At 36.6% G+C, this 17359-nt stretch carries 14 protein-coding genes and 1 riboswitch; of the genes, 6 read left to right on the top strand and 8 right to left on the bottom strand.

What is annotated here, in order from left to right; all coding sequences use genetic code 11:
* The first annotated feature begins 8 nt into the window (after positions 1–8).
* Entirely contained in the window at positions 9–848 is an 840-nt protein-coding gene (locus H4J76_RS06195) for a cobalamin-binding protein (protein WP_070375906.1), read from the top strand.
* A gap of 531 nt (positions 849–1379) precedes the next feature.
* Here H4J76_RS06195 and H4J76_RS06190 read toward each other — a convergent pair.
* The 6 genes from H4J76_RS06190 to H4J76_RS06165 form a co-directional block, all read right to left on the bottom strand.
* Positions 1380–2864 carry a cadherin repeat domain-containing protein gene (locus tag H4J76_RS06190; RefSeq protein ID WP_182230267.1) on the bottom strand — a complete coding sequence of 495 codons (1485 nt, stop codon included), beginning with the start codon at positions 2862–2864 and terminating at the stop codon, positions 1380–1382.
* Entirely contained in the window at positions 2865–4928 is a 2064-nt protein-coding gene (locus H4J76_RS06185; protein ID WP_259377121.1) for a TonB-dependent receptor, read from the bottom strand. It abuts the gene before it with no gap.
* A gap of 29 nt (positions 4929–4957) precedes the next feature.
* Positions 4958–5129: riboswitch (cobalamin riboswitch) on the bottom strand.
* Positions 5130–5524: 395 nt separating this feature from the next.
* Positions 5525–5971 carry a MarR family winged helix-turn-helix transcriptional regulator gene (locus tag H4J76_RS06180; RefSeq protein ID WP_070375908.1) on the bottom strand — a complete coding sequence of 149 codons (447 nt, stop codon included), beginning with the start codon at positions 5969–5971 and terminating at the stop codon, positions 5525–5527.
* Between the two features lie 17 nt (positions 5972–5988).
* Positions 5989–7398: a sigma 54-interacting transcriptional regulator gene (locus H4J76_RS06175; protein WP_269447154.1), complete on the bottom strand. Its 1410-nt coding sequence runs from the start codon at positions 7396–7398 to the stop codon at positions 5989–5991.
* A 2-nt stretch (positions 7399–7400) separates the two neighbouring features.
* Positions 7401–7988 (bottom strand): hypothetical protein, encoded by a 588-nt coding sequence (locus H4J76_RS06170; protein ID WP_182216664.1) that lies wholly within the window; start codon positions 7986–7988, stop codon positions 7401–7403.
* Positions 7988–9475: a cell wall metabolism sensor histidine kinase WalK gene (locus H4J76_RS06165; RefSeq protein WP_182216666.1), complete on the bottom strand. Its 1488-nt coding sequence runs from the start codon at positions 9473–9475 to the stop codon at positions 7988–7990. The genes H4J76_RS06170 and H4J76_RS06165 overlap by 1 nt, the downstream gene beginning before the upstream one ends.
* Before the next feature lie 365 nt (positions 9476–9840).
* Between H4J76_RS06165 and H4J76_RS06160 the strand changes: the two genes are divergently transcribed.
* From H4J76_RS06160 to H4J76_RS06150, 3 genes are all read left to right on the top strand, one after another.
* Positions 9841–10197: a hypothetical protein gene (locus H4J76_RS06160; protein WP_182216667.1), complete on the top strand. Its 357-nt coding sequence runs from the start codon at positions 9841–9843 to the stop codon at positions 10195–10197.
* A 107-nt stretch (positions 10198–10304) separates the two neighbouring features.
* Complete coding sequence (locus tag H4J76_RS06155; protein WP_259364990.1) at positions 10305–10682, top strand: hypothetical protein; 378 nt, start codon at positions 10305–10307, stop codon at positions 10680–10682.
* A gap of 87 nt (positions 10683–10769) precedes the next feature.
* On the top strand, positions 10770–11546 hold the full coding sequence (locus H4J76_RS06150) for a pseudouridine synthase (RefSeq protein ID WP_182216669.1): 777 nt from the start codon (positions 10770–10772) through the stop codon (positions 11544–11546).
* A gap of 10 nt (positions 11547–11556) precedes the next feature.
* Here the strand turns inward: H4J76_RS06150 and H4J76_RS06145 are convergent, their stop codons facing one another.
* Together H4J76_RS06145 and H4J76_RS06140 are read right to left on the bottom strand one after the other, a co-directional pair.
* Entirely contained in the window at positions 11557–12414 is an 858-nt protein-coding gene (locus H4J76_RS06145; RefSeq protein ID WP_182216671.1) for a PA4780 family RIO1-like protein kinase, read from the bottom strand.
* A 24-nt stretch (positions 12415–12438) separates the two neighbouring features.
* Positions 12439–12765 (bottom strand): DUF6172 family protein, encoded by a 327-nt coding sequence (locus tag H4J76_RS06140; RefSeq protein ID WP_070375914.1) that lies wholly within the window; start codon positions 12763–12765, stop codon positions 12439–12441.
* A gap of 152 nt (positions 12766–12917) precedes the next feature.
* Here H4J76_RS06140 and H4J76_RS06135 point away from each other — a divergent pair, with 152 nt between their 5' ends.
* Positions 12918–14126 (top strand): lytic murein transglycosylase, encoded by a 1209-nt coding sequence (locus H4J76_RS06135; RefSeq protein ID WP_182230266.1) that lies wholly within the window; start codon positions 12918–12920, stop codon positions 14124–14126.
* A gap of 721 nt (positions 14127–14847) precedes the next feature.
* Entirely contained in the window at positions 14848–17061 is a 2214-nt protein-coding gene (locus H4J76_RS06130) for a TonB-dependent hemoglobin/transferrin/lactoferrin family receptor (protein ID WP_182230265.1), read from the top strand.
* The last annotated feature ends 298 nt before the right edge of the window (positions 17062–17359 follow it).

Here is a 17359-nt window from a genome sequence, read left to right as displayed (position 1 = left end):
TTAATAAAATGACAAAAAGATTTATATCCTTCGCCGTAATAAGCTTATTGCTGATAGTCATACCCAGTAAAAGTTTTGCTGAGCAATCGGCAAAGCGCATCGTTGCCTTAGCGCCACATATTGTTGAAATGTTATTTGATATTGGTGCTGGCGATAAAATAGTCGGTGCGGTTGCCTATTCCGATTACCCTAAAGCGGCGCTAGATATTCCGCGTGTTGGCAGCTATCACGGCATGCAAATAGAAAAATTATTGGCATTGAATCCTGATTTAGTTATTGTTTGGAAGTCAGGCAACTCGCAAAGTGACATTGATAAAATGAAACGCTTAGGACTAAAAATTGTTTTTAGTAATCCAGTAGATATTGCAGATGTTGCCACTGAATTACGTTATTTTGGCGGTTTAACCGGACATCAACAGCAAGCAGAAAGTGTCGCGTTAGCTTATGAACAACGTTTAAAAAAATTACGGCTCGATAATAAAACTAAGCAAGCCATCCCCGTTTTTTATCAACTGTGGTCAGAGCCAATGATGACCATTAATGGCACAACCTGGATAAATCAGTTAATTGAAGTGTGCCAGGGAGTGAACGTTTTTAAGGATAACCCGACGCCTTATCCAAAGATAAGCACGGAAAACGTTATTGTTGCCCAGCCGCACTTAATGATTTTACCGGATGAAAACTCCGATAAACCACAACCCATTATTGACTGGCAAAAATGGCCAGAAATACCCGCGGTGAAAAACAATAAGTTTATTCACGTTGATGCAGATTTATTACATAGATTCAGTACCAGAATGTTAAGTGGTGTTGCAGATATGTGTGAAAAAATTGATCAGCAAAGATAGCGGTTCAATTTACTGAGCTGATTGATGATTTATCTATCAGCTCAGTAAATTAAAGGCTAAGCTAATGATAATTTTGCGCAGCCCCTGCCATGGTAATTAGCAGGGAAAGTAATGCTTATTACTGACCTTAATTTAAGTCCACTATGCTGTCTTACACGACCAGGCCTTGATAAATTACACTTTTCATATTCATCGAGCTACCGATTAATAGCACCGCAGGTTATTCATCTTAAATGGCACAGTGATACAACAAAAAATACCTGCTGAGTTTCGCTACTGCATTAGTTCTGCAGACGTGATTGCTATGACTGTATTATAAGATTCAACAAGTTATTGGCCGGCTAACAGCAAGTGACACTTGATATGACGTCCAATAAGGTCGTTCTCGAACTCAGACAGATGAATGCAATTAAACCCTTTAATATTGTGCGTTAACTAAACTTAATATAGCACTGAGTAAAAATAAAAAAGGGCACATAAATATGTGCCCTAAATCAAATTATTTTTTAATGTCTTACCTTTAAGATAATCTTATTCAATAAAGGCAATTGCAGATGGGTTTAATTCTGTTGCAAGTCTTGGAAATACTTTAAGGTTAGTTTCAGTATTTATAACATCAACGCCTGGCTTCTCTGGATTGCTTACGCTAAGCCAAAGAAAGTTGGCAGCATCTAAAGCAATATAGCTAATTTGTTCGGTGCCAGTAGCCGCTACCTTTTCATTAGCAATAACACCCGTTGTCGGGTTAAAGGTATATACCGTTGAAAGCTCATAATAACTTGGCGTAAAAAATGTTTCACTGGCAACAAAATAGCCTTTTGTTTCGGATACAACGACGCTTGAACCAATATAAGCACCGGTATTATTTTCAATATCTGCAGCAGACAAAACACTGCTCAAGTTATAATCACTTGTCGCTATCGCTTCGATGCGACTAGAGGTTAAGTCAGCACTGCTATATGAGTTACGTGTTGTAACATATACCGTATCGCCTTGACTCACTATACTATGACCCAGTGGGTTTAAGCCTTGAAGCGGAATACCTTTAAGATTATCATTTTCATCAGCATTTGTTTCAATCTCTTGGTCTGTCGCTGTATCAAAAACGGCTACATAAGCTGTGTTTGGTGAAAAAGAGTCTGATAAACGTTGCATAGCAATAAACAGTTTACCGTCGGCAATTGTCGCTGAGGCAGGGTTTGGTGTGCCATTACTATTGTTATCAGCGATGTAGCTAGATAGATCTAATTGACCCAATTTGAAATCTTCAAATTGTGTTGCCTGAGGATTAACAATCCAAACTTTGTCTGAACCGTAACGTAAAAGATAAGCTTTGCTTTCATTGACCGACACTAAGTCATAGGGATTACGAGTATTTGAATCGCCGGTATCTTGGGTTGTATATGACCAAACTTCTGTATCAAGGGCATCAGCATTATATTTTGAAATAGAATCAATGTTATAACGGCCAATGTGAAAAACGTCTTTATTGTAGCTACGAACAGTATAGTCAGAGGCATCTTTAATATAATAGCCTTTGGTGACTTGCTCTGTAATTGGGTCTAAGGTCACAACTTCAGAGCCTGAAAAATCAGGTGCAACTGTTTGAACAACCGCGAATGATGGTGTGTCTTTCACATCACCGACACTCACTTGAATAGCCAATTCACCGGTTAAGTTCTTTTTACTGTCATCCGTTGCAACAATTGTGACAGCGAAAGGACCGACTTCACCGCTGTCAAAATCAGGAGCATCTATAAAGCTTAATTCACCACTTTGTGTGATGCTAAATAAATCACTTGAATTACCCGTAAGTGAAAGTACGATAGCGTCTCCATCGGCATCAGTAGCATTATAGGTGCCAACTGATGTTGTGTTTTCTTCTATCGTTGGGCTACTTGCGCCGGTAACTATTGGTGCGACATTACTTTTTGAACTTCCGCCACAGCCTGCAAGAGCAACAGTGCTCAGTACTAAACTTAATGGTAATATGTGTTTTTTAAAGCTAGTTAACATTTAAAATCCCTTAATTGTGTATTTTATTTTTAAGCTGCGACCCTGCGATGTTCTATTCGCAAGATCTTGGTATTTATCGTTAAATAAATTATTGGCGGCAAAAGATATTCTATGTTTGCCTTTTTTCCAGTTGACTGAAAAATCTGATACGGTGCGGTTGGCTGGATTACCATTACCTACATGACCGTTATTATTTTGAATTCTGTTAATGAGATTGAAGTACAAGTCTTTATCTTTACTTACTTTAAATGACATATTCCATGCGGAATTTACCTTGTATTTCAACGCTACGCTGTACTGTTGATGATATATACCAGGTAGTTTCTTCTTATTAAATGCGACAAATTTTGATGTGGTTTCACTGTCTATAATATTGGCTTGTAGTGCGAAAGATAATTGTGTTAATAATTGATAATTTGTTTGAATTTCAATGCCTAACAAGTCTGCATTACTGACATTTCTATAGCTACCGACATTACTTGAGTTAAAAATTGCGACAATTGAATTTTCTAATTTTTGTTGGTAAATAGATGAAGATATAGACAGACTTTTGTAAAGGTACTGCCCACCCATTGAGAGTGTTTTTGCTTCTTCTGGCAATAAATTATCATTACCCTTAAAGGAGCCTCTATCACCAAATAATTCGTATAATGTCGGTGTTCTCACACCATTACTTAAGTTACTGGTAACTTTTAAATTACCTTGCTTAAAGCTTAACCCGACTTCAGTTGTTTGATAATTATCATTGGCTACAAACTTAGCTGCACTGGATTGATTAATCGCTATGTTTGAATTTTTCTCTTGTAGGTTACTCAACAATGCATACACTTCTATGGGGAGTGACTCGGGTTGCCACTCAATGCGAGAGCCTATGTTGAGTTGTTCTTTTTTTGCTGAAATATCACATGACGCTATACCATTACATTGTGTTGGTTTTCCGTTGTGTTCGCTAACAGAGCTGAAATTTTGTTTATTAAAACTGACAAATGGCATTAGATTAAACTCGTTCCATGTAAGGTAAGGTTTAAAGCCGATATGTTTTTTTGTTGTTTCATAATCATTGATATCAAGTTTTATCGAGTCGGGACTTGAAATATAACGCTCATCTTTATTTTCAGCGTAGGCTTCAAATTCAATTGAATTTAGCCAAGGGGATTTGCTTAACCATTGATGTTGATAGCTATAGCGTAAGTTGTCAGAGTTTAACGTCGAATTGTTTTCAGGGGAGTTGTTTTGGTAATTAGGCAGGGCTTTTTCTTGATCGTTATATTGTACATTGACCCTGATCTGATGTTGATTAAATTGGAATATGTCGTTTATAAAAAAAGACTTCTTTGTAAACTCATTATTTCTTAATGCTTGTCTGTCAGACGTATCACTACTACTAAAGCCCGCAGGAACGATAAAATCGTAATCGTTGTCACTGTTAATATAATGACCACCAAAAGACAGACTGTGAGTTTTAAATGCTTTATTATAAAGCGCATTAACTTCTTGATAGCCAAATGAGCCCGTGGCCAAGGTTAATTTACTGGAGTCTTCAGTGGGGTTGTAAGTGTTAATGCGAATAACACCACCTATAGGGGTAGCGCCGGTACCAATCGCTTGATTTTTACTGATTTCAATACTTTCAATTTGTTCTGTGGGTATCTGGTTTAAATCAAAACCACCAAATTGGCTATCGTTAATAAGTTGACCATCAATATAAAGTTGGACCTGCTTACTACTCGACCCTCTAATTGAAACAGAGACAGGATTACCAATTCCACTTATTTGGCGAATTTGAATGCCATTTATCGACTGTAAAATATCGGCAAGCGTTTGCGATGAGTATATAAAGCTTTCGCGATGTAATACTTGATAATTAGGTGTATTAAATGACTGATCATTAACAACTTCAATGACTTCTATATCGTCAGTTGACACGTCTCCTACTTGCGCAAATACAGGCATCGCTATGAGTAAAAGAACAAAGATATTTCGTAAATAAGAAAAAATAATAACCTCAAAAAATTTTGAGGGAGGTACGGAAGGATCATGACAACTAGCTATTGCTAATGTCATTAAATTCCGTAGCGCCCACCGCACTGCAAGTCATTCGATATCATTTAGGCCGGTCTCCGGGCTTAACTTTACATAGCGTAAAGTATTACCGTTGCGGGGGCAGCGTTAGAATTATGCATAGCATGTACTAACTTCCCGATTATCTCTAATTCATACCTTGTTAAAGTATAAATATTGAGCACCTAATCAATTATGGTCGTTATTTTGAGACTATTAATATAGCTTGTCAACAGTTAGAGTATTAAATCTATAGTTCATGGCTAGTTAGCTTTAATCGTTTGACGGGTTTAACGCAACGTCATTTACTCTTTATTTTGACTCAGCCCTTTGAGTTCAGAGGTAAAACATGTCGTATTATCAGAAAAACTTTGTTGCCAGACTATTTTATCTGATGGTATTAACGATGATCTGGTGAGGCATTTTTTGAAGTTACTGACACTTTAGTGACGGCAATTTCTTCTTTTTAATTAATAATGAATCGTTCAATAACAGCCGATAAAACCTAAGCTCTACGGTAGGTATTTATTGTCTGCCAATTTCACCTAGGCTGTTTAATGGTGAGTTTGGTCAGTCATTATCAGCGACAATTGTCATTGTTATTGATTCGCTATATCCACTGATTTTAAAGTTAATTTTTCAATAATATTAGCTAGCTGATTTTTTTCTTCAGCACTTAATACCGATAATAGTTCTTGCTCACGAGCTAGCACCATAGGTATTAACTGTTGATATATAGCCAAACCTTGCGTGGTTAGTTTTAATAGCGAAGAGCGTTTATCGGATTTATCTGTGTTTTTAACCAATAATCCCTGAGCTTGCATCCTTGTTATTGCGCGGCTCGCCGGCATTTTTTCTAAGTTAGTTTGTTCACCTATCTGCTTTGCGGATAATAACTCTCCGTTACCTAAGCTGGCTAGCACTCGCCATTCTTGACGAGAAAGCTCAAATCTTCCTGTGTAAATGTCAGCAATGTTATCACTCACTTTTACTTGCAGTTGCGTCAGCTGATAAGGAAAAAAGTTGGTTAAGTGTAAGCTTTTCATCGTTTAGTTATGCTCGGCTATGCTTGTGAAATCATGTTGTTGTCTAGTCTAAATGATTCGGCATTTAAGTGATGCTTTTTCAATAGTTTATAGAATTCTGTTCGGTTTCGCTGCGCTATTTTTGCGGCTTGTGAAACATTACCTTCGGTGGTTTTTAGTAATTTTGCTAAGTAGTCACGCTCGAATTGCTCTCTCGCTTCTTGAAAAGAAGGCAGCTGTGCACTTTCATTACGTAAAGCATTATTAATTAAACTCTCACTAATTAATGGCTCGGTAGATAAAGCGACGCATTGCTCAACAACATTTTGTAATTGTCTAATATTACCGGGCCATTCAGCCCTAATTAAAATCTCCATCGCGGCTTGGCTAAAGCCGTTTATTTTATGACTGGTACTTTTAATCGCGACTGTTAAAAAGTGCTGGGCAAGCAAAGGAATATCTTCACGTCGTTCAGACAGGGCTGGTAAAGTGAGTTCCACAACATTTAAGCGGTAGTAAAGATCTTCACGAAAGCTTTTATCTATGATCGCTTGTTGTAAGTTTTTATGGGTAGCGGCAATAATACGGACATCGACTTTTACTGACTGGGCACTGCCGACTGGGCGCACCTCTTTTTCTTGTAAGGCGCGTAATAATTTAACTTGAAAGCTCATCGGCATGTCGCCGACTTCATCAAGAAATAAGGTACCACCATGGGTTGATTGGAAAAGCCCTTGATGATTTTTATCTGCGCCAGTAAAAGCACCTTTACAGTGTCCAAATAACTCTGACTCGAGTAATTGTTCAGGTATTGCCGCACAATTAATCGCCGTAAATTTTTTATCATGACGCTTACTTGCTAAATGCACGGCTTTTGCCAGGAGTTCTTTACCTGTACCACTGGGACTATGGATCAATAAACTAAAGTCACTTTGGGCAACTTGATAAGTTTGCTGTAACAACGAAGACATAACGGCACTTCGGCTAATTATTTTCTTGCGCCAAATATCGGCTTTTTTGTCGGTATTATGAGCGCTACTTTGTGGTTGTAAGCGAATGGCTTCTTGCACAGTAGAGAGTAATTCTTGGCTTTCAAAAGGTTTGGTTAAAAAACTAAATACGCCTTGCTTAGTCGCACTAATAGCATCGGGTATCGTGCCGTGTGCGGTCATAATGATGACGGGCAAATTAGGCTGTTGCTGACGGATTTTTTCAAATAATGCCATACCGTCCATACCTTCCATACGTAAATCGCTGATCACTAATTGCGGATGAAATGTTTCTAAAATACCTAAAGCCATTTTAGCACTGTTTGCTGACTCTATTTGATAACCCGCAGCAGATAAGCGGATACCAAGTAATCTTAATAAACTGGGATCGTCATCAACAAGTAGTATTTTTTCACTTTTTTGCTGATCGAATTTTTTGCTGTTTGTTGAAACCATCATTTTTACTGCCCATGCTCATTAATATTATGTTCTATTTTTCTCAGCTGATTTATTTGCTGCTTTAACACTTCTAATTGTTGTTGTTGATCTTGATAGGCTTGCTTAATGAGCTGTCGCGCCTTTTTTTCTTGCGATAGTTCATTCAGTTGTAATATCTGCTGGTTGAGTTGTGTTTTTAACATACTAAAAAAGGCAAAGTCGCTTTGGCTTAGATTGTTTTTACTCAGGGTAATAAGCGACAGCTGATTTAATTTACTTTTTGCGGTAAACGGATTGTGAACCGGTGAATGAGGTAGAGCAAAAAATAGTGCTGATTTTAATTGCCATTCAATAGTTTCAGCACTGTTATTTTTATCTTGTTTGATTAACATGCTCTCGGCTAACGAAACTAATTGATGTTGGTGTATTTTATCGGCAATTTGTGCTTGGTTTAACTCGACTAAAGACAAATAATATTCTGTATAATCAAGGGGGCCACTGTTAATGTGATGGCTTTTATTGTCGCTGTTTAGTAACTGACAACCCGTTAACACGGGCAGTAATAACAGTAAAAAACTAACAGTGAGTATTCTATAAAATAAATATAACATTACACTGATACTCCACTCATTTTTTTTGTTAGAAAAGCATTAGGCAAGGTTATTGTCATGGCAGTGCCACTATTTTTACCTGTGTTACTGGTTATATTAATGGTGCCATTTAAGCGCATCAGTAACTCCTTTACTATGGTTAAACCTAAACCACTACCTTTTATTTTGGCATTCTTTGCCGGTGTTCCTTGATAAAAAGCATCAAATATTTTTTCTTTTTGGCTACTGGCTATTCCGCGACCTTGGTCAATAACGGTTATCGACAACAGACTATTATCAAGTGAACAGTTAATGTTAATAACATTATTGTCGTGCGAGTATTTTATCGCATTGGATAAGAGGTTATCTAAAATAACACTTAATTGTTTGGCATTGACCTTGAGTTGTATTGCGTGGTTTTTATAGTCAATGGTTAAGTTTTTCTGTTTAATATCTAAAGTTCTTTGCTGTAATACCTGAGTAACTAACAATGATAAATCAACAATTTCAGTATCTTGTAAACTGGTCGAGTCGAGCACAATATTAAAGTCAAGTAAGTCTTCAATTAAACGTTGCAAGCGGGTAACACTGCTACGGATAATGTTAGATATTTCTTGCTGCTCGGGGTTTAACTCACCAACACTGTTATCGTACAGTAATTCTGTTCCCTCTCTAATGGCGGCAAGTGGCGTTTTTAGTTCATGGGAAATATGACGAATAAAACTCGATTTTTGTAACTCCAGAGCATGCAAGCGCTTGCGCATCACTTCCAAGGCGTCAGCAATTTCTGTCATCTCAGGTGAGCCATGTAAAGTGACCTTTTTTTCAAAGTCTCCTAATGCTAAATGATGTATTTTACTGAGTAATTGCTTGAGCGGTTTAGTGATTAAATAGATAAAAATTGCGGCGATAAGCAAAGTAAAGGGAATGATAAGTAAGCTTTTCAGCATATCGTGTCTAACACCGTTGGCTGAATCTTTAACCTGTTCTACTTGTAAAACAAGTAAGTTATTACTTTCTTCGGCTATTGTTTTTCGTATCGAAACTAGTTGGGTAAATTGTTCTTGTAACAATGTTAATGACGATTCTTCTAGAGGGTGCCGCGTTAAGTAGCTATGCAGGTACTCAATCGCTTGAGAAAACTCTGTGCTGAGCAAGCGTAAGCTTGGGTTGCTTTTAAAGAGGTTATTACTTGCCATTGCTTTTAAGATAACTTGTTCGTCTTTTAAATAAGCACTCAATAAATCTTGATCTTTTAGAATGATAAATTGCCCAGCACTGCGTTCCATTTTAGCTAAGGTAAAGTTAATTTCACGGTTTGTTTTAACGAGTTCAGCAACATTAAAGATAGCCGATGTACTTTGTTGGGAAAGCTCAGTGACTTGATTTGCGCTATAAATTAACGCTATGACTAGCGGAAATGCAACAAAAGTAAAACCTAAAATGCTTAGTTTTCTAATCGAATACAAATTTATTGCAAAAAGTTCGGACAAGCTAAATTTTTTCATAGATATCACAAGTATTAATCAGGAGTGTATTTTAGTTTTATTAAGATAAAAAACAAGCGTGTCGCTTATTTGAGACAGTACTTTAGATGATACTAGAATGTTTTTTGTTATGACTTTTATAAGTTAGTCACTGTTTTACATCGGTTATTTTCTGAATTATTAACGATTTTGTTTTTTTTCTTTTTTTCGGGCTGTTTTATCTGTTGCTTAATGGCGACACTTTAGGCGGCTTAGTTATTTTGATTTTATCATTAATTGAATTAAATCAGTGCTTTATACTTTTGGTTCGATTCCTGCAGTGTCGTTAATGATATTATTACAATCATTAAAATAACCCGATGAACTCTATAAATAAAGGAATTAAAATGAATTCTATTAGCTTAACAAAAGTGACTCTACTTGTTGGTACTTGTGCCTTAGCTTCGTATTTTGTCAACGCAGGAGATAAAGTTGCAAGCCTAGATATTCCTATTGCTGATCAAGCAGCAATTAAACCTGTGGCAACTAAAATGTTGTCGGTAGACAATGTAGCAAAAAGTACACCGGCCATACTGACTCAGTTCGATGAAGATAAAAATGGTTTGCTTAATGAAGCAGAAGTTATTGCGAGCAAAGATGAAAAATTAGTTAAGCATTTTAAAGACATCGATAAAAATGCCGACGCTGAAATCAGTGCTAGCGAGCTAAAAACCTACCTTGCGGCTGTAAAAATTAACAATTAATGGTTGAAAAATAAGCCATATCTCTCTAGAATTATAGTCCCTAATTTCCAACTGTAGATAATAAACAGTTGGAATTTTTATTAGTTAATACGCAGTCGAAAACTATTATGAGCAATAAACCCACTGACGGTATCCCTATAGAATCAATGCCTCGATTTGTACAAGTTGATGATTGGATTTTTGAAATAAAAACCGTACGAGCAATACGTGTTGATGAATATGGTAAACCCTACACGGCGATCGCCAATTTAACAGTAAATGGAGATAACGCCTACATAGATGGTTTGTTAACAAGAGAGAATGAAAAATTTAATCGAAAAGATTACGCAGCTTTTCATCAATTTTGTCATCAAATGCAAGTTAAGCAAGCTCATTTCGATCGCTTTAAAAATAACAAACTCATTGCTGAACGTGTTGATATTAAACCGATTAAAGTTGAAGCTGAAGCGGTTAAGCAGACAACAATACTTAAACTGGTTCGTTAACTTATCTACAGGTTTGCGCTATTTTTTGAATCAAAAGCGGCTAAAATATCAATAATTCTAATCCCCAGATAAAATGAATGCCTATTTATGTCATTAAGTACTGCTCGTCTCGACCGTTTCATTAGTGAAAATTGCAGCGTTAGTCGCAGAGCTGTGCGCTTAATGTTAGCGAAAAAGCGTATAGCGGTAGATACTATTATTGCAGATGATATTGGCCAACGAATTGATAAGTTCTCAAAAATCACTCTAGATGGTCACATTTTACAAGATAATCGTGCGCTCTATATAATGCTTAATAAACCTATTGGTGTAGTCAGTGCAACGATAGATAAACAACACAAAACGGTCATAGACCTACTTGTCGAGCAAAACTTATTTAGCGACAGTGGTAACGAAGAAAAAGACAACTTACATATTGTTGGTCGACTCGATTTAAATACTTCCGGGTTACTGTTACTGACCAACGACAGTCGTTGGTCTGAACGACTTATGTCCCCAGAGCATAAAGTAGAAAAGTGCTATCAAGTCACTTTACAAAACCCGTTAACAGATGACTATCAGTCAGCTTTTGCACAAGGGATGTATTTTGAATTTGAAAATATCACCACTAAGCCAGCAAAATTAACAATTATCAGTAATACTGTAGGCCAACAAACTAATCAATATATTGCTGAAGTTAAGTTAATTGAAGGGCGTTATCATCAAATTAAGCGGATGTTTGGTCGGTTTCGTAATCCCGTTATAGGCTTGCATCGACAAGCCATCGGAAACTTATTCTTGGATGAAAATCTACCTGTAGGTCAAAGTCGATTTCTAACGGATGATGAAGTACTTGGTATTTTTACAACGACTGTTACTAACTGATAAGAATAGATTAATCTAACTCATCAGCATCACTAATTCGCTCTAATCGTTCCTGTTCTTCAGCAAATGCTGCTTTTATTTCTTCTAATATTGTATCAACATCAGCCGATTTTGTGTCTTCTTTAAATAGGCCCGTTAACTCGGTTTCTGGTGATAATTCTGCTTTCTCATATAAGACCCACATTTCTTGAGCATATTTACTTTTTGCTAATTCTGGGGCAAATTGAGCATAATAATCAGTAATATTTTCAACATCGCGCAGTAACATGCTTTTGGCATTATTGTTGGCTGAGGCATCTACAGCCTGTGGTAAGTCAATAATAACAGGACCGTATTCGTCAACTAGGACATTAAATTCTGATAAATCACCATGAATGATACCCTCGCAAAGCATGATCTTTACATAATTCATCATGATAAGGTGGTCTTCAATGGCGTGTTCACGTGGCAATATTATGTCATTTAAGCGCGGTGCAACGTCGCCTTCACCGTCGGTGATCAGTTCCATTAACAGCACACTTTCAAAACAACCAAATGGCTGAGGCACTCGTACACCAGCAGCAGCTAACGTATAAAGGGCTTCAACTTCGGCATTCTGCCAAGCATCTTCTTGTTGTTTTCTGCCATACTTTGAGCCTTTTTCCATCGCGCGTGCGCGACGGCTATTACGGCTTTTTCGACCTTCTTGGTATTGAGCGGCTTTTTTGAAACTGCGTTTATTGGCTTCTTTATATACTTTGGCACAGCGAATATCATCGCCACAACGTACCATATATACAGTTGCTTCTTTGCCACTCATTAATTGACTGATTACTTCGTCAACCAGTCCATCGTCAACCAGGGGTTGTAGTCTTTTAGGTATTTTCATTATTTAATTAAATCGGCTTTGAAGTTATTCTTCGTCAAGTTCGTCGAAGTCTTCGTCTTCACCAAGCGGTTTTACTGAACGGAAACCTTCTTTTACGACGATCTCTACATAGAATGAAGTTAAGCCAAGCTTTTCAGCTTCGTCGATATGTTTATTAAGTGCAGATAAGTGTACAACTTCTGCGTCTGCTTCGGTGATACCATATTTAGAGTCAAAATCCCAAAAATCAACGCCAGCAGGCAGCTTTTTGTTTCTTTCTCTTTTTATGTATTTTTTCACATCATGTTTTACACCTTCAAATAAGCGAGCAACTTTAATTTTTGGGTGAGTGATGTTGAATGTTTTTTTCATGACGTTCCTAAATGATATTGTTAAGAGAATTTGTTACATATGATCTGCATTTTACGTTAATTTTTCCTTGGGTGCGACAGTTAGTATTTGCTAAAGTGAACTTGGTTATATTTTTCGATGTTTTATTCAATTTTTTATAAGGTTTTTCTGTTATGTCATCCGTTATTAAACGTTTCTCCCAGTTAGTTTTTGTTTCATTAACAACATTGCCCTTAGTAGTGAATGCTTCGGGTAATAACAATTTTACTCAATGTATCAATAATTTGCAGGTCAAGGCCGAATCTGCTGGTTATTCAGGCTATATTGTTAATGATATTATTCCAGCGCTTGCGCCGATAAAACGCGTGATTGAGCTCGATCAACGCCAACCTGAATTTAGTCAAAGCTTTGCTGATTATTTAAAATTACGCTTAACTAATTATCACATCCAAACCGGTAGAAAGAAATTAGCTGAGCATAAAGAGCTGTTTGACAAATTGTCTAAAAAATACGGCATTCCTGCACAGTACTTAGTGTCTTTTTGGGGCTTAGAAACTAACTTTGGTAGAAACAAAGGGAAAATGTCGGTGTTAAACTCTTTAGCCACATTGGCCTGTGATGAGCGACGTAGTGAATACTTTACCGCTGAATTATTTGATCTGTTTCATTTGATCGATAATAAAACGGTCACCACCAAGCAACTCGCTGGTTCTTGGGCCGGAGCCATGGGGCATATGCAGTTTATGCCTTCAGCATTGAGAAAGTATGCATTAGACGGCGATGATGACGGTAAAGTAGATGTTTGGCAAAGTGAAGCCGATGCGTTAACGAGTGCGGCTAATTACTTAAATAGCATTGGCTGGATAGAAAAAGAGCGTTGGGGTCGTCAAGTACAGCTGCCAAAAAACTTTGCTTTTCAACAAGTCGAGTTTGATCAGTTCTATCCCTTAGCAACCTTTAAAGCTTTAGGCGTAACACGTGCTAATGGTACTGCTTTATCTGATTATAAAATTGATGCTGAGTTAGTCTTACCTGCTGGCGCTGGTGGACCTGCATTTTTAGTCTACCCTAATTTTAATGTTATTATGAAATGGAATTTGTCTGAGAATTATGCGCTTTCTGTTGGCTTGTTAGCTAACCGTATTCAAGGGGCTAGCGGCTTAAAGGTCAGTGCTCAAAATAAGGAGGTATTATATAAGCCTGCTGAACTACAAGCGCTTCAGGAAAAGCTTAATACGTTAGGTTTTGACGTTGGAAAACCTGATGGTATTTGGGGACCAAAAAGTCGAAAAGCCATTCGTTTATATCAATTACAACATGATTTAATCGCCGACGGTTTCCCCAATAGTGCGGTATTAATAAAAGCAGGTATTCAAGGATAACTCTATTTATCTCTTAGTTAAGATATTTATGCTTATGCAATTGAGTGACTACATACTCATTAAGTCTTATTAAGACGCTTATATACGCCAATTGAAAAGATGGCGCCGAAGAAAAGGGAAGTGCAAGTAAGTTGATATTACTGAGTCTGTCTATGCTCAGTAATGTCTTTTGCGTTACCCTAATGTTTAATCTTCAGCTAAGTGCCTACTCAAAATTAAGTGCGTTAATACTAGTTTTACATCGGCACGATTTTTAATGTTTTTGACGTTTTATGCAAAACACTCGGCCAGTTTTGCGGTAATCTTTCGCCCAGTCACATGCTAAGTCATAACATCCCTTTTATCGCTATATCAATAAAAAACTCCAGTATATTGTCGTTTGATAGCGTTTTCCTGTAATGACCATCATTCAAAGAACAAAGAGATGAATTGCATTTTATGTTAAATAAACATCCTTATTTATCTCAAAACATGATGTAGATCTAATTTTTAACAAATAGCCTTTCCAGCCAACCATTGTGTATGTATGTATTGTTTAAGATCATCATTTTTCTTTTTCGTTAATTTATAATCGCCACATTACTCATATGAAGTGCTGGAATTTTCAAAATAATGTACTTGGCAGTTGAATTATTTTATTTGCATTGGGATAAAATACACAAATTTTGCTGATGAATTATTAAAGCACTTTTACTACTTTATGGTCATACAGGAAGTTAACATGTATAAAAAGTCATTAATTAATATAGCGTTAACAGCTATTTTATTACCGTCACATTTTGCTATAGCAAACAACAACGATGTTATTCATCAAGGCATTGATGAAAAAACTGAAGTTCTCGTTATTATTGGGAAAACACCACGAAAAATTCAAGACGTTGTCGGTGCTGTTTCAGTCATTAATAGCGAGACAATCGATAAACAATTAGTGCACGATATCGCTGATCTTGTTCGTTATCAAGCGGGTATCAATGTTATTAATTCTGGCAGTCGGTTCGGTGATTCAAATATTGCGATTCGTGGCATTTCCGGTAATCGTATTGCAACAGAAATAGATGGAGTACCGGTTGCAGAACAATTTAATGTCGGTAGCTATTCAAACTCAGGCAGAAACATGATCGACCCTGATTTGATAAAACAAGTTGAAATTCTACGAGGACCTGCGTCAAGTATATATGGCAGTGATGCGATAGGTGGGGTGATTTCTTATGTGACTAAAAAACCATCTGATTTACTCAGCCAAACAGACAAAGATGTCTATTTGGGGTTAAAAACAGGTTATTACTCAATTGATGACAGTAAGGCTATTTCTTTAAATACAGCTTTTGCTTATGGTAAGTCTAGTGCGCTATTTTCAGGGTCTTTGCGCAAAGGCCATGAGTTTGATCACAACACATCAACAGATTTAGCTAAAGATATTCAAGATAACGAAACTCAGTCTTTTCTTGCTAAGTACTATTATGAAATATCAGACAACCAAGAAATCAGTTTTAGTTATGATTACTTTTCACGTGATAGCCAAAGTGATATGCGTGCAATTTTGGGGTTAGGGCGTTTTGAGTCAACTCATTTATTACTAGGTGATGATGAAACTGTTCGCGAAAATTTTTTAGTAACTTATGATTTTGTTTTAGAAAATGATTGGTTAGAAGGTGGTTATATTCGACTTTATGATCAAAATACTGAAACACAACAACTCACTGATGAAAGCAGGGTATCTAGGGGTAAAGAGTACCTTTATGACAGAGACTTTTTTTATGAACAAGAAGTGCAAGGATTAAGGTTTAATTTTTATACTAATATTGATACTCGTGGTACCACTCAGCATATTGGTTATGGCTTAGAGTTAAGTAAGAGTAAAACTAAAGAAATGCGAAACGGTGTACAAACTAATATAGCCACAGGTGTGTCAACAAATAACATTTTATCTGAGGTATTTCCTGTAAGAGACTTTCCTATTTCAGAGGTTAAAGAGTTAGGTATTTATATTAATGATGAAATTGCCATAGAGGGTACTAATTTCACCATTATTCCGGCGATTCGTTATGATCGTTATAAATTAACACCTAAACCTGATGTTATGTATTTAGAAGATAATCCTGCTACTGAAATTGTTTATATCAGTGAAGATAGTTTTTCACCTAAATTGAGTGTTGTTTATCAAATAAATAATAACAGCAAAGTCTATCTTCAATACGTTAAAGGTTTTCGAGCTCCCCCTTTTGAAGACGCTAATATTGGTTTAGACATTCCAATGTTTAAAATGCGAGCCATTCCAAACGCCGATTTAAAATCTGAAAAAACTCATGGCTATGAAATAGGTTATAGCGTTGATATTGAACAACATACATTTAACTTGGTTGGCTTTTTAAATGATTATAAAGACTTTATTCAAACAAAAGTTAACTTAGGGTTTGATCCAGCAGTGCAACGATTAATATTTCAATCTCAAAATATTGATAATGCAGAAATCTATGGCGTTGAACTTAGCTACAAAGGTAAATTTGATAATGTTTTTAATAGCAATAATAGTATAACTGCCTATGGTAATTTATTTTGGAGCGATGGTGAAAATAAAGATACAGAGCAACCATTAAATGAAATACAACCCAATCATGCTCTACTTGGTGTGCAATGGTTAAGTGCTGATGAAAATGCATCTATTGCATTTAATGCCAGCTTAGTTGATGGAAAATCAGATATTGATGATCCCGACAATAAGTTAGCTACAACGTCTGGCTATACAACGTTTGACTTGGTGGTTAATTACAGTTTTAGCGATAAAATAACTTTAGCTGCAGCAATATATAATATAACGGACAAAAAATACGCTCATTGGTCTGACGTAAACGGATTTGAAGCGAATGATCCACTATTAGATACCTTAGCTGCGGCGGGCATTAATGGCTCAGTACAAATCAAGTATGCTTGGTAGCTTAAGTTAGAAAAATATTAACACAAGAACTTAAGATGAATAAAAAGCCTATTATGAATAGGCTTTTATGTTCATGATGGCTATTTTTAGACAGCCTATCTTTCAAGGGATGAGTGTATCTTTGTTCGTCAACGATCAGTTTTGATTCTGATAAAAAACTGAATAGCTACATCAAGGTACGAAATAGTGCAGTGGCGTGCCTGCATTATCATTCTCTGCATCGATGTTATCGACACTTCTGTTTATATCGATGCAGTAGGAGAGTCAGGCAGCAGTGTTAAAATAAGGCAATACTCAG

The sequence above is a fragment of the Colwellia sp. BRX9-1 genome, from assembly GCF_014077195.1.
Taxonomy (GTDB): Bacteria; Pseudomonadota; Gammaproteobacteria; order Enterobacterales; family Alteromonadaceae; genus Colwellia_A.
Note: the sequence above shows the minus strand (reverse complement) of the source record. Positions and strands in the feature narration are given on the sequence as shown.